At 62.0% G+C, this 13,896-nt stretch carries 11 protein-coding genes (1 of these 11 cut by a window edge); 5 read left to right on the top strand and 6 right to left on the bottom strand.

Features of this window, described 5'->3' with window-relative positions; genetic code table 11:
• Positions 1-957: the 3' portion of an NnrS family protein gene (locus WIR04_RS01720; protein WP_338890007.1), read on the top strand. It extends 237 nt beyond the left edge of the window; only the last 957 of its 1,194 coding nucleotides appear in the window; its start codon lies beyond the left edge, outside the window; the stop codon is at positions 955-957.
• A 3-nt stretch (positions 958-960) separates the two neighbouring features.
• Here WIR04_RS01720 and WIR04_RS01715 read toward each other — a convergent pair whose 3' ends face one another.
• Positions 961-1,530 carry a helix-turn-helix domain-containing protein gene (locus WIR04_RS01715; protein WP_025328546.1) on the bottom strand — a complete coding sequence of 190 codons (570 nt, stop codon included), beginning with the start codon at positions 1,528-1,530 and terminating at the stop codon, positions 961-963.
• A gap of 116 nt (positions 1,531-1,646) precedes the next feature.
• Between WIR04_RS01715 and WIR04_RS01710 the strand changes: the two genes are divergently transcribed.
• Together WIR04_RS01710 and WIR04_RS01705 are read left to right on the top strand one after the other, a co-directional pair.
• Positions 1,647-2,798: a benzoate/H(+) symporter BenE family transporter gene (locus WIR04_RS01710; protein ID WP_338890005.1), complete on the top strand. Its 1,152-nt coding sequence runs from the start codon at positions 1,647-1,649 to the stop codon at positions 2,796-2,798.
• A 147-nt stretch (positions 2,799-2,945) separates the two neighbouring features.
• Complete coding sequence (locus WIR04_RS01705; RefSeq protein WP_338890004.1) at positions 2,946-4,010, top strand: DUF3103 family protein; 1,065 nt, start codon at positions 2,946-2,948, stop codon at positions 4,008-4,010.
• Positions 4,011-4,076: 66 nt separating this feature from the next.
• On the opposite strand, the gene metF is transcribed toward WIR04_RS01705, so the two are convergent.
• The gene (gene metF / locus WIR04_RS01700; RefSeq protein WP_025328549.1) at positions 4,077-4,973 is read right to left on the bottom strand and encodes a methylenetetrahydrofolate reductase; all 897 of its coding nucleotides are present in this window, start codon (positions 4,971-4,973) and stop codon (positions 4,077-4,079) included.
• A gap of 326 nt (positions 4,974-5,299) precedes the next feature.
• Between metF and WIR04_RS01695 the strand changes: the two genes are divergently transcribed.
• Positions 5,300-6,094, top strand: a complete 795-nt coding sequence (locus WIR04_RS01695; RefSeq protein ID WP_338890003.1) for a GNAT family N-acetyltransferase — start codon at positions 5,300-5,302, stop codon at positions 6,092-6,094.
• A gap of 60 nt (positions 6,095-6,154) precedes the next feature.
• Here the strand turns inward: WIR04_RS01695 and WIR04_RS01690 are convergent, their stop codons facing one another.
• The 3 genes from WIR04_RS01690 to WIR04_RS01680 form a co-directional block, all read right to left on the bottom strand.
• Positions 6,155-7,600, bottom strand: a complete 1,446-nt coding sequence (locus WIR04_RS01690; protein WP_338890002.1) for an ABC transporter substrate-binding protein — start codon at positions 7,598-7,600, stop codon at positions 6,155-6,157.
• A gap of 8 nt (positions 7,601-7,608) precedes the next feature.
• Positions 7,609-9,588 carry a methyl-accepting chemotaxis protein gene (locus WIR04_RS01685; RefSeq protein ID WP_163149461.1) on the bottom strand — a complete coding sequence of 660 codons (1,980 nt, stop codon included), beginning with the start codon at positions 9,586-9,588 and terminating at the stop codon, positions 7,609-7,611.
• A 200-nt stretch (positions 9,589-9,788) separates the two neighbouring features.
• Positions 9,789-10,400 (bottom strand): OmpW family outer membrane protein, encoded by a 612-nt coding sequence (locus tag WIR04_RS01680; protein ID WP_025328553.1) that lies wholly within the window; start codon positions 10,398-10,400, stop codon positions 9,789-9,791.
• A gap of 324 nt (positions 10,401-10,724) precedes the next feature.
• Here WIR04_RS01680 and WIR04_RS01675 point away from each other — a divergent pair, with 324 nt between their 5' ends.
• The gene (locus WIR04_RS01675) at positions 10,725-10,850 is read left to right on the top strand and encodes a hypothetical protein (RefSeq protein WP_005328766.1); all 126 of its coding nucleotides are present in this window, start codon (positions 10,725-10,727) and stop codon (positions 10,848-10,850) included.
• A gap of 181 nt (positions 10,851-11,031) precedes the next feature.
• Here WIR04_RS01675 and uvrA read toward each other — a convergent pair whose 3' ends face one another.
• Positions 11,032-13,860: an excinuclease ABC subunit UvrA gene (uvrA, locus tag WIR04_RS01670; protein WP_338890001.1), complete on the bottom strand. Its 2,829-nt coding sequence runs from the start codon at positions 13,858-13,860 to the stop codon at positions 11,032-11,034.
• Positions 13,861-13,896: the final 36 nt, after the last annotated feature.

Genomic DNA, 13,896 nt, shown 5'->3' with positions numbered 1-13,896 from the left:
GTCCAGAACTGGACGGCTCATCCCGGCGTTCGCAGCTGGCCATTGGCGCTGATCGTGGGAATGTGGGTGCTGCCAAGATGCCTGCTCCCCTGGTTTGGAGAAGACAATCTCATCCTGATGGCACTGGATCTGGCCTGGTTGCCGCTCTGTGCCTGGTTCCTCGCCAAGCCCGTCATCATGACGCGCCAATGGCGCAACCTCTTCTTTGTCCCCCTGCTCCTCATATTGACTCTGCTCAATGGCGCCAGTTGGTTATGGCGAGATGACTGGAGCGCAGTGGAACATCTGCTCATCACGACGGTACTGCTGTTCACCACCCTGATCGCCGTGATGGGCGGGCGTGTGATTCCCTTCTTTACCGCCAGAGGCACGGGTCAGGAGAAGGCGCCTCCCAGCCCTTGGCTGGAGCGCGGGGCATTGGCCTCTCTCTGGTTGATCCTGCTGCTCTGGCTGCTGCCTGATTCATGGACCAACTCTCTATACATGGTACCTTTATATATAGTGGCGGCCGGCTTGCACCTGGGCAGGCAACTGCGCTGGCGACCCGGCACCACCCTGGCACAGCCCCTGTTATGCTCGCTGCACCTGGCTTACCTGTTTATTCCCCTTGGCCTGCTCGCCCTTGCGGCCCAGGCTGCGGGACTGCCTCTCAGCTTGTCCCTCGCCAGTCACCTGCTCAGTGCGGGCTGCATGGGGACCATGATCCTCGGGATGATTGCCAGAGTGTCACTCGGTCACAGCGGCAGGGCCCTGCATGTCGGGCGCAGGATCACCCTGGCATTCGCGCTGGTGATCCTCTCTGCCTCCGTGCGAGTCCTGCTTCCTCTGTATTGGCCTACCTTGACGCTGACGGGATGGAACCTGAGCGGCTGGAGCTGGATAGCGGCCTATGGCCTCTTTGTCTGGGTTTACACCCCCATCCTGGCCCGCCCCAGAGCGGACGGTCGTCCGGGTTAGCCATCAGGGGCGAGTGGCGGGATAATGGATCAGATTGTGAAAAACGGCCGGAGCTATTCCCAGATTGCGGTAACCGTGGGGACGATCGGCGGCGAAGCGAACGGCTTCCCCCTGATCCAGTGAACGCCACTGCCCATCGACCAGCACCTCCATCGCCCCGCTGATGACGATGACATGTTCGGTCACCCCAGGCTCATGGGGTTCAGATTCCCGCTGATAGCCGGGTAGCAGGGTCAACTCGAACAGCTCGAAACCGAACCGGCCTTCATAGGGAAACAACGGCGCCACCTGCATGCCTTCACCCGCCGGTTGCTGGCGAATGTCATCGGCGATGCGATAGAGCGTCTCCCCCGTCACTGCCGGGGTCGGCTCGATAAAGCTGGAGAAGGAGACCCGAAATCCGGTGGCTATCTTCCACAGGGTCGCCACCGTCGGACTGGATTCACCCCGCTCTATCTGCCCCAGCATGGCCTTGCTCACCCCGGTCTCGCGGGCAGCCACATCCAGACTCCACCCCAGTTCGGCGCGCAACTCTTTCAATCGCTGAGCCAGGTGCCGATTCATCTCCTGCATACGCCCTCTCCCGAATGCTGCATCTTCACCTTGTGCGCTATAGCGCACAGCGCTATAGTCAAAGCCATATTGTACGCAATAACGCACAAGCTATCAGCATACACAAGGACGTCGCTATGCCCTTTGCTCTCCCTCACCTAGTCGCAGGCCTTATCGCCGTCCTGGTTGGCTATACCAGCTCGGTCGTACTGATCATTCAGGCGGCTACCGCCGCCGGCGCCGATGCAGCCCAGGTATCCTCTTGGCTATGGACGCTGGGTATCGGCATGGGCATGAGCTGCATCGGCCTCTCCCTCTATTACCGCATCCCGGTGCTGACCGCCTGGTCAACACCGGGGGCCGCCCTGCTTATCACCAGCCTGGGCAATTTCAGCCTGGCGGAGGCCATAGGCGCCTTCATCATCTCCTCCTTGCTGATCACCCTGTGCGGCATCAGCGGCTGGTTCGACAGGCTGATGCGCCACATCCCGGCCCCCCTGGCCGCCGCCATGCTGGCCGGGGTGCTGCTCAGATTCGGGTTGGACCTGTTCAAGGTGGCCCCCCAGGATCCCTTGCTGCTTGGCGCCTTGCTGCTGGCTTTCTTGCTCGGCCGCCACCTCTGGCCCCGCTATACCATGGTGCTGGTCCTGGCCACCGGCATGTTGCTCTGCGCCCTGAGGGGCGAGCTGCAGCTGACTGAAGTCCACTGGCAACTCTCCAGCCCGGTGTGGATCTCGCCAACCTTTTCCATCAACGCCGTGCTGGGGATAGCGCTACCGCTGTTCCTAGTCACCATGACGTCGCAAAACATGCCGGGCATCGCGATCCTCCGTGCCCATGGCTATCAACCGGCCACCTCTTCCCTGATCGGCTGGACCGGCCTTACCGGTCTGCTGCTGGCCCCGTTCGGTGGTTACGCCTTCAACCTGGCCGCCATCACGGCCGCCATCTGCATGGGCAAGGAAGTGGATCCCGACGCCGCCCGCCGCTGGCCTGCCGCCGTGTGGGCGGGTTGCTTCTACCTGCTGACCGGTTGCTTCGGGGCGACTGTGGTCGCCTTGTTCAGCGCCTTCCCCACCGCCCTGGTGACCTGCGTGGCCGGGCTGGCACTGCTCGGCACCATAGGCAGCAGCCTGCACGGGGCGCTGCAGCAGGATGAAGAGCGGGAAGCCGCGCTGCTGACCTTCCTCATCACGGCCTCGGGGATCAGCCTGCTCGGTGTCGGTTCCGCCTGTTGGGGATTGCTGGTCGGCGTGGCGCTGCATCAAGTCAACCGGCTCCGCGCCTGACCTGACCATCTGGGGAGACCCCAGTGAGACACAGCACATAATTCGGCAAGAATGGTTCACAGGCGAACCCCATTCCCGTCTAGTGAGGAGGAGGCGCAGATTCTTCCCGATACGCGCCTCTGTCAGACTCAATACTGGAGAAGAAAAATGAGGAATCAGGCTGTCATTTTATTGCTGGCCCTGCTGGGCACCGCCAGTGCCCATGCCGCCGACACGGACAGGGAGCTGGCACGCCAGCTCGCACTGCAGCAGAAGAATCTGTTGCCCCTGCTCGCCAATCAGGAGTACCAGAGTCCGCTGCCCAACCTGCTGCAAAAGGCGAGCCCCAGGCTGAAGCGCCAAGCCACCGATGCCAATCAGGCCGCCATCAACCGGCAAGGACTGGAGGGTGAGGTCAAACAGCTGATGCAGTTGCGACTGGCCAACCCCGAGCAGGCCAATGCGCTCAAGCAGGGAACGGAGCCGCTGATTGCCTACGTGCCGAGCGGCGATGAGAAGAGCTGGAGCGCCATCGAAGCCTTCGATGGCGCCGGCAATCCGGTCTACCTCGATGTGAACCAGCCACCGGCACGACCCGTGCTGGTAGTGGAGGCCGACCCCGTCAAGGCCAAGAATGCCGGTCTGAAGGTGATGCGCAAGGCGCTGGCTGCCGCAGACATGCAAGTAGCCCCCCGTGCCGCCGACAACACTGCCCCCCTCAAGACCAGCATCCTCAAGAAGATCAGGCTCAGCGATGATCAGGAGCCCTGGTTGCTCGGCGCCGCCGAGGTCTACGCCGTCGTGGCCGGTGTCAATCCGAGCCGGGACGAACCCGTGGTGGACATAGTCGACATGCCCTACCTCGACTATGACAACACAGATTACAGCCCGAACCAGATCCTGGTGTACTGGGATCGCTATCGCTGGGGCGCAGTCGACCTCGTCATGATGGAGCAGGATGACAACGTCAACTACAAGGAGCTGAGCGCCCTGTTGATCGAGGCGCTCAAGCTCGGCTTCACCGCTGGCGGCGTGCCGGAAGCCCTCCCCTTCCTCGATCTCGGCGGCCGCATCGTCAAGGCGCTGCCCGATTCCTGGATGACCAACAACGACGACTACCTGGATACCTTCTACACCCTGGAGCAGGACCAGAGCTACCACCAGTACCCCGGTGCCGCCGGCAATGCGGTCATCACGCTGGAGCCCAAGGAGATCCAGCCGACCAGACCCTGATCATCGCCCATAGCAAAAAGCCAATGGGGCAACTCATTGGCTTTTCTCGTTTCTGACTGATGGGGATCAGGCCTGGCCTTTCGGCCTGACTCCCAGGGTATGGCAGATGGCGTAGGTCAGCTCGGAGCGGTTCAGGGTATAGAAGTGAAAATCCTTCACCCCTTCCTGGCTCAGCACCCGCACCTGATCGATGGCGATACTGGCGCCCACCATGTTGCGAGTCATCTGATCGTTATCCAGCCCTTCGAACCGCTGGTGCATCCAGCGCGGGATCTTCACGTTGGTAAAGCCGGCAAACTTGTTGAGGGTCTGGAAATTGGAGACCGGCAGTATCCCCGGCACTATCTCGGCATCGATGCCGATGGCGGCGCAGCGATCACGAAAGCGCAGATAGGTCTCCACATCGAAGAAGAACTGGGTAATGGCGCGGTTGGCACCGGCATCTATCTTGCGCTTGAGGTTGAGCAGGTCGGACTGCGCGCTCCTGGCTTCGGGGTGGCCCTCCGGATAGGCAGCCACCGAGATGTCGAAGTCGGCCTCGGACTTGAGCAGGGCGACCAGATCGGTGGCATACATGTCCGGCTTGTCGAGTCCGGGGGGCAGGTCACCGCGCAGTGCCACTATGTGGCGAATGCCGCTGTTCCAGTAGTCACGGGCAATGGTTCTCAGCTCGTCGCGGCTGGCATCGATACAGGTCAGGTGCGGCGCGGCGATGAGACCGGTGCGCTCCTTGATGTCCTTTATTACCTTGTGCGTACGGTCCCGGGTGCCCGAGTTGGCGCCATAGGTCACGGAGACAAACTTGGGTTCCAGCACCTGCAGTCGTTCGATGGATTGCCAGAGGGTATTCTCCATCCCTTCACTGTTGGGTGGAAAAAACTCGAAACTGACTGAAATGTTGTTACCCAAGTCAGCCAGACTCTGGTTGAGTGCCTCGACCTGACGCGCGCTGTGAAATCCCATCTGCTCTCTCCCTGTCCTACAACCGATTCCTGTACGTCAAAACGGATGTTTGGACGTCTAAACGTCTTTCTATCTTTATGAGAAAACGGATCAAAGTCAACACCGATTTGCCCGCGAGGGCGGGATAAACGATTTTTTTATTCTGCAATTCGACCCAAGTAACGACGGGCCCCATCCCAAAATGGCCTCAGGCACGCTATGATGCGGGCGGATCGTCCTGGACGTTCTGAATCTGCGTGTGATTGTTTGGCCGGGTTTCCCGGCCTTTTTTTAACTTCTCTCCCCCCCTGCCGATAATCAATTCAAGCATTTGCAGGAGCCTTGTCATGGAAGATCACCCCGGTTTTGCCACCGATTTGCTGTTCGATCGCTATCAAGGCGAGGTGACGGACCATGAAGAGTTCTGGGCCGTGCGCACCCCGACAGCCCCGGATTACTACTTCGGCAACTATCTGCTGCTCCCCACTCCGCCCAGCGACCGCGACAAGGGTTGGCTCGAAGCCAGCTTCGACAAGCTGATCGGCCAGGATCCCAAGATCCGCCATCGCACCTTCCAGTGGCCGCTGGCCGAGGGACAGAACAGCCGGGTCGCCGGCTTCGTGGCGGCGGGATACCAATACATGGAGTGCGTGGTGCTGGCGCTGGAGGCCGCCGACTGGCAGGCCCCGAACGGCCAGGATCTCGCCCCGGCCCGCCCCTTCACCCCCGCCGACTGGGATGACTGGCTGACCCTGGAGCTCGATGACAGGGACTCGAGCCATGGGGAGGCGAGCTACCTCGCCTACCTTCAGTCACGGCGCGACCTCTATCAGGCCATGATCGCCGATGGATTGGGACAATGGTGGGGGATCTGGCAGGGGGATCGTCTGGTGGCCAGCTGCGGCCTCTTCTTCACCGGCACCATGGGGCGCTTTCAGCTGGTACGCACCCATCAGGATTGGCGCAACCGGGGCCTCTGCCGTCAGCTGCTGAGCCAGGTCGCCCGCCAGGGGTTCCTGCGGGCCAGGCAGCTCATCATAGTGGCCGACGAGCACTACCACGCCCAGCGGGTCTACCGCGCCCTGGGCTTCGTTCCGGTGGCGCGGATCGGCAGCCTGTGCCGCTGGGCTCAGCAGCCATAGGCGTCTGGCGCAAATGAAAACGGGAGGCTGATGCCTCCCGTTTTTTCATGGTGCAGCCCTTCAGGGCTGAGGTGCGTCCAGCTCGCTGGCCAGCGCCTGCTCGACGTCGGTCGGGGCCGCCGCTGAGGGGGCAACAGCCGCAGGCGCGGGGGACGGGTTCAATCCGGTCGAGATGGCCGCGGATGGCGCAGCGACGGCGGCCTCAATCGTGGCAGGAGCGGCAGAGATGGCTGCGGGCGCCGCACATTGACAGTCCAGCCCCTTGGCCTGCGGGCTCTGATGAGGGGCGTACCAGCCCTTCAGTCCCTGCTCCAGCCGATCGGCGGCGGCTTGCGGTGCCATGGTGCCGAGCAACACCCCCTGGCTCACCTCGGCCAGCTCATCCCCCAACTTGGGGGTGCCGCGAGAGAGGATCTGGGTGGCGACCCGGATGGTGGAGTCACACTGATCCCGCCACTCCATCATCTCTTTGGCCGCCGGGTTGGTGGCCTCGAAGAAGTGGTTGGAGAGGGAGAAGAACCCCGGCAGCGAGTTGGTATAGAGCTCGGCAAACTGGGAGGTGGTCAGCCACTGCAGGAAGGTCATGGCGGCCTCCTTGTTCTTGCTGGCCGGGTTCATCCCCATACCGATGTCGGTGTGATCGGTAAAGAAGCAACCGTCACCCTCTTTGCTCACAGGGGGGCGCATGACACCAAAGTCCACCTTGTCGGTGAAGGGGGCTATCTCCCAGGAACCAGCCGCATAGAAGGCGGCCTTGCCGGAGGTGAACAGCTCGTTGGTGGTGGCGTAGTCACGACCCTCGACCCCCTCGCCGAGATAGGCGCGCCAGCGGGCCAGTTCCTCGAACACCTTGACGTATTGCGGGTTGTCGAGCCGCTCCTGGCCCGCGATCAGCGCCAGCCGGCCATCCTCCCCCTTCCAGTAGTTGGGGCCTATGTTCTGGAAGCCCAGCTCTGAGGCGACCCAGCTCTCCGAACCACTCATGGCCAGCGGTACATAGCGGCCATCCGCCTTCACCTTGTCGAGCACGGCGAAGAACTGGTCCCGGGTCTGCGGCACCGCCAGCCCCAGCTCACTGAAGATCTGTTTGTTGTAGAAGAAGCCGTGAATGACGGAGGCCATGGGCACGCAGAAGGTCTGGGCGCCGCTATCGGTCTGCCAGGGGGACTGGGCGAAGCTCGGGAAGTTCTCCATCCCGGCCATCTCGCTCAGCTCCGCCAGGTGGCCCGCCTTGAACAGGGCCAGGGAGTCGTCGAACGGGCGGCAGGTGATGAGATCCCCGGCCTTGCCCGCCTTCAGGCTGGCCCAGAGGGTCGGCATGTATTCGACGTTCTGCACCCCGTTGAAGCTCACCTGGATGCCCGGGTGAGCGGCCTCGAAGGCGGGAATGATCTTCTCCTCCCACAAGGTCTTGTCATCTATCCGCCAGCTTTCGATCACCAGCTCGCTGGCCATCAGCTGGCCACACAACAGGAGACTCAGGGCCCCGATCCACTTGTTAGCCATAAGTCCTCCTACACCTTGAAATGAGCGATCAATTGCTGCTGCTTGGCGACCAGTTCCGCCAGCACTTCACTGCTGCCTGCCGATTCACGGGCCTCCCGTTCGGTCTCGTAAGCCACGTCCGCAATGCCAGCGATATGACGGGCCACCCCCTGACTGACCGAGATCTGCTCCTGGGCCGCATGGGCGACCTGATCCGCCATCGACTTGATGGCACTCATCCGCTCGGCAATGGATTGCAGCGCCTGATCCATGGCCCGGGTCTGAGACACGCAACCCTGGGTCTGCTCCTGGCTGCGGGCCATCACCTCCACCACATGCTTGCTGGAGCTCTGCAGGTTCTCGATCATGGCCTGGATCTCCTCGGTCGAGGTCTGGGTCCGGTTCGCCAGCGCCCGCACCTCGTCCGCCACCACGGCAAAGCCGCGGCCGGCATCACCGGCCCGGGCCGCCTCGATGGCCGCATTCAGTGCCAGCAGGTTGGTCTGCTCGGCAATGCTGCGGATCACATCCAGAATGCTGCCGATGTTGTTGCTGAATTCCCCCAGCTTGTGGGTGATGCCGACCGCCTCCTCCATGGCGCCAGCCAGCTGTTCGGTGATCTGGCGCGTGGTCGCCACCTGCTTGCGACCGGCGCGAGCCTCCTCGTCGGCCAGATCCACCTCGCGCTTGGTACCATCGGTGGAGCGGGCCACCTCGGTGGCGCTCACTTCCAGCTCGGTGATGGCAGCGGCGACCTGGTCGGTCTGGCTCTTCTGATCCTGTACCCTGGACATGGCGCGCTCGCTGATCTCGGCGGCGCGGCTCGCCTCCTCCACCAGATGGCGGGAACCGGCGTTGATCTGGGAGAGCAGCTCCCCCGTCTTGTCCGCCAGGGTGTTGATGGAGCGGGTCAGACTGCCGAATTCACAACGGCTCTGGTAGTCGATGCGCCGGGTCATATCCCCGGTGGCCATGCGATCCAGTGCCCGATCGATCAGCTGCAACGGGCGCTGTATGCTGCGCGCCGTGGTGTAACCGATGATGAGTGCGGCGGCGGCGGAGATGGCGGAGACGATCAGGATCCAGAAGCTGGCACTGCTGACGGCGTCATCGGCCCCGATCCGGCTCTGGCTGGCGATGCTGCCCGCCGACTTGCCCATCTCGTCCAGCAGCGCCAGGCTGTTGACCAGGCTGGTATCAAGCTGCTGATTCAAGGTTTGCAAGGAAGCCGCAAGCTGCTGGGCATGACGCATGGTGGCCAGCAGCCCCTGCGGGCCGAGCGCCAGCTCCTGCATCCTGTCCAGATTGACGACGAAGCGCTGCCTCACATCATCGGGCACCAGCACCCGCTCGAGCCGCTTGCGCGCCATCTCTATATCCTTGGCGAGCACCTTCTCCAGCTCGTTGAGATCTGTCTTGGCGTCGGCCCGACGGATGTTCTTCAGATCCCGGGCTATGCCGGAGGTGATGAGTTCGGCCTTGTTACGCATGGAGCGCTTGCTGGCGGTCTGCTGCAACAGCAGATCGGCGGCCCACTGATAGGTGTCTTCCAGCCGGATAAAAGCCAGCTCCAGCTCATGACGCCGATCGAGGGCGGCTATCCACTGGCCATGCTGGCTCAGCACCTGATCCGCCAGACCGTAGAACTCCCGGGTGGCCCCATCTACCTGACGAAAGCGCTCGCCCGCCTCGGCCACGTCGTTGAACCTGGCCATCTCCTGGCTCTGGGCCAGGAAGCGCGCCTGCTGCGCCTTGAACTGGCTGGCCAGCTGCGGCAACTGGGTCGCATCCTCGCTGGTCCTGTAGGTCAACACCCAGCGGTTGCTGTCCTGCAAGGCTCCCTTGAGCCCGGCGACGGCGATCACCAGGGGAGTGGCACGATCCGATACCTGGGAGAGTCCCTCATTGATTCCCCGGATCTTCAGAATACTGATGAAGCCCAGCAGAACCAGCAGCAGCAACATCAGCACAAATCCGGCGATGATCCGCTGCACGATAGATAAACCCATGGAGACATCCTCACTCGTTGGGAAATAAAGGGGTGAACGCAGAGGCTATCGGCAAGTTGAGGCAATGGAAGAGCAATAAGTGATGCCATGGGGGGCCGGATCACAGTTATTGTCCCGATCCGGACAGAAAAGGGCCCGAACAGAGCCGGGCCAAAGAGACATGCTTGGTTGTCATGGCCTTGTGGCGGCCAACCTTGTCATCAGAAGCGGTAGCCGACGCCGAACATGAAGGCAACCGGATCGATGGAGGTATTGATGGTACCCACTGCGGTGTGTACATCGGTGTCGATGTCGATGAGCCAGGCGGAGGCGTTGACGAACCAGCGGTCGTTGATCGCCATGTCCAGACCCACCTGACCCGCCAGCCCCCAGGAGGAGTCAACGCTCACATCCGTGCCCGCCAGGGCACCACGGCCCTCTTCATCGAAGAAGGTGGTGTAGTTGATGCCGGCGCCGACATAGGGACGCACCTTGCTGTTGGCATCCCCGAAGTAGTACTGCGCCATCAGGGTCGGCGGCAGGTGCTTGACCTTGGCGACCTCACCCAGCCCCGGGGTCGACACCGAGTGGGAGAAAGGCGTCGCCGCCAGCAACTCGACACCCCAGTTGTCCGTCAGCATGTAGGAGAGGGTCAGCCCCAGCTGCATATTGCTGTCGATATCCAGTTCGCCGGTGCCCAGAACGTCGTCACTGCTGGTCTGGGGAGAGACGAAGGCCAGACCGCCACGCACCAGAATGTCACCGGCCTGATGGGCCATGGCGGCGGGGGAAGCAAAGGCGGCTGCGATCAGGAGAGGAAGCACTTTTTTCATCACATAATTCCTTTTTGTTTTCTTTCTATGTTGTAAGCCCGAAAACTATAAAAGGATGTGAATGGACGGTTATTGATTTAGCTCAATAGTTATCAAGAAATAGATGGATGTACACAGCAGCTTCAGATAACCAAAAAAATGACAGGAAATACCTAAAAACCATTTAAACACAGCAAGTTGAAATATAAATCCGCAATGGCGCCCGACTTAAAATAGCAAATAAATACACCTTAAGGTTGCCCATATTCCCATTTCTCTGTTGTTTAATGATGCCGGCCAGCGTATTTTATTAAAGCAATGTAGCCATGCTGTAATTTAATCTTTATGAAACCACAGACACGCAAAGACAAAATCATCGGCATCCTGGCAGCCATCTGGGGCATAGGCTCCTTCCTGTTTATCCTGCTCGGTTTTCTGTTCGCCCTCGCCTTCCTGATGCTGGCCCACTGACACCCCAGAGTCACAACTCACACCATCAGTGTGGAGCCTGCCCTGCCCGAACCAATGCCCCATTCGGTCACTCCCGGGCTCAGTGTCTGCGCCCGCCGCCGAGGCGGATCCCAGGATCTCTTCATCTCCGGCGATCGCCCACAAAAAAGGGGCCTTGGCCCCTTGTCTGTCTGACTTGCCCTTACTTGTTCAGCAAGGGGGCCAGGAAGCGCGCCGTGTGCGACTCCTTGCAACGGCTCATCTCCTCCGGCGTGCCGGTCACCAGGATACGGCCACCACCGGCGCCCCCTTCCGGTCCCAGATCGACGATCCAGTCGGCGGTTTTGATGACGTCCAGGTTGTGCTCGATGATGACGATGGTGTTGCCTCTATCCCGCAGCTGGTGCAGCACCTTGAGCAGTTGCTGGATGTCGTGGAAGTGCAGCCCCGTGGTTGGCTCGTCCAGGATGTAGAGGGTCTGGCCGGTGTCGCGCTTGGAGAGCTCCCGCGCCAGCTTGACCCGCTGCGCCTCGCCCCCCGAGAGGGTAGTGGCCGACTGGCCGAGCCGGATGTAGGAGAGGCCCACGTCCATCAGGGTTTGCAGCTTGCGCGCCACCGCAGGGACGGGGTCGAAGAATGCGCGGGCATCTTCCACCGTCATCTCGAGGATCTCGTGGATGTTCTTGCCCTTGTACTTCACCTCCAGGGTCTCACGGTTGTAGCGCTTGCCCTTGCAGACGTCGCACGGCACATAGACATCCGGCAGGAAGTGCATCTCCACCTTGATGACCCCATCCCCCTGACACGCCTCGCAGCGGCCTCCCTTGACGTTGAAGGAGAAGCGACCCGGCAGGTAGCCGCGGGAACGCGCCTCCTGGGTGCCGGAGAGCAGCTCGCGGATCGGGGTGAACAGACCTGTATAGGTGGCCGGGTTGGAGCGCGGGGTACGGCCTATGGGGCTCTGGTCGATGTCCACCACCTTGTCCAGGTGCTCCAGCCCTTCCACTTCGCGATAGGGCGCCGGGGTGGACTCGGTCGCCTTGTTCAGCTCCCGGTGGGCGATGCGGAACAGGGTGTCGTTGATCAGGGTCGACTTGCCGGAGCCTGAGACCCCGGTGACACAGGTCATCACCCCTATGGGCAGATCCAGGTTGACGTTGCGCAGGTTGTTGCCGCTCGCCCCCTTGAGTTTCAACCACTTGCCGGTGAGCGGTGTGCGCTCGGCAGGAATGGCGATCTGCTTGCGGCCGGAGAGGTAGTCACCGGTCAGCGACTCGGGATTGGCGATGATCTCCTCCGGCGTCCCTTGCGCGACTATGGCACCGCCGTGCACCCCGGCCCCCGGGCCTATGTCGAGCACATGGTCGGCGAGGCGGATGGCGTCCTCGTCGTGCTCCACCACTATGACGGTGTTGCCCAGATCGCGCAGGTGGGTAAGGGTCTTGAGCAGCCGCTCGTTGTCCCGCTGGTGCAGGCCGATGGAGGGCTCATCGAGCACATACATGACCCCCACCAGACCGGCGCCAATCTGGCTCGCCAGCCGGATCCGCTGCGCCTCCCCGCCGGACAGCGTCTCGGCGCTGCGGGACAGGCTCAGATAGTTGAGGCCGACGTTCACCAGGAAGCCGAGCCGCTCGACTATCTCTTTGAGGATCTTCTCGGCAATCTGGGCGCGCTGGCCGCTCAGGTTCAGCCCCTCGAAGAAGGCGAGCGCATCGCCGATGGACTGCTCGGCGATGGCCGGCAGATTGCGGTTGTCCACGAAGACATGGCGCGCCTCTTCCCGCAGCCGGCTGCCACCGCAGCTGGTACAGGACTTGTTGGCGATGTACTTGGAGAGCTCTTCCCGCACCGAGTTGGACTCGGTTTCCCGGTAGCGCCGCTCCATGTTGTGCAGTATTCCCTCGAACGGATGCTTGCGCACCACCACATCGCCGCGGTCGTTCATGTAGCGGAACTCGATCTCGGTGCGACCGGAGCCGCGCAGTATCACCTCCTGGGTCTTGACCGGCAGGTCTTCCCAGGGCGCCTCCAGATCGAACTTGTAGTGCTCGGAGAGGGATTTCAGCATCTGGAAGTAATAGAAGCTGCGCTTGTCCCAACCCCGGATGGCGCCACCGGCCAGGCTCTGGCTCGGATCGTGGATCAGCTTGGCGGGATCGAAGTACTGCTGCACCCCCAGGCCGTCGCAGGTGGGACAGGCACCGGCCGGGTTGTTGAAGGAGAAGATGCGCGGCTCCAGCTCCGACATGGAGTAACCACACTCCGGGCAGGCGAAGTTGGCGGAGAAGATCAGGGGAGCGACGCCCTCCTCCCCGTCCATGGGAGCCACCAGGACTATGCCGCCGGAGAGGGTCAGAGCCGTCTCGAAGGATTCGGCGAGGCGCAGTGCCAGGTCATCGCGCACCTTGAAGCGGTCCACCACCACCTCGATGGTGTGCTTCTTGTGCAGCTCCAGCGGGGGAGGGTCGGAGAGATCGCACACCTCCCCATCGATGCGGGCGCGGATATAGCCCTGGGCCGCCAGGTTCTCCAGCAGCTTGGTGTGCTCCCCCTTGCGATTGCGCACCACGGGGGCAAGCAGCATCAGCTTGGTGCCTTCGGGCTGGGCCAGCACCTGATCCACCATCTGGCTGATGGTCTGGGCGGCGAGCGGGATGGCGTGGGTCGGGCAACGGGGCTCACCGACCCGGGCAAACAGCAGGCGCAGGTAGTCGTAGATTTCGGTGATGGTGCCGACGGTCGAGCGTGGGTTATGGGAGGTGGACTTCTGCTCGATGGAGATGGCCGGGGAAAGTCCCTCGATATGGTCCACGTCCGGCTTCTCCATCAGGGAGAGGAACTGGCGGGCATAGGCAGAGAGAGACTCCACATAACGGCGCTGGCCTTCGGCATAGAGGGTATCGAACGCCAGGGAGGACTTGCCGGAACCTGACAGGCCGGTGACCACGATCAGCTTGTCGCGGGGCAGAGTCAGATTGATGTTTTTGAGGTTGTGGGTGCGGGCACCCCGGATCACGATTTTATCCATCTTGTTGCGCGCTCGATACGGGAACCAGAGCGGGCC

It is taken from the genome of Aeromonas rivipollensis (assembly GCF_037811135.1).
Classification (GTDB): Bacteria; Pseudomonadota; Gammaproteobacteria; order Enterobacterales; family Aeromonadaceae; genus Aeromonas; species Aeromonas rivipollensis.
The sequence above is the reverse complement of the archived record's forward strand: the minus strand, read 5'-3'. Positions and strand labels throughout refer to the sequence as shown.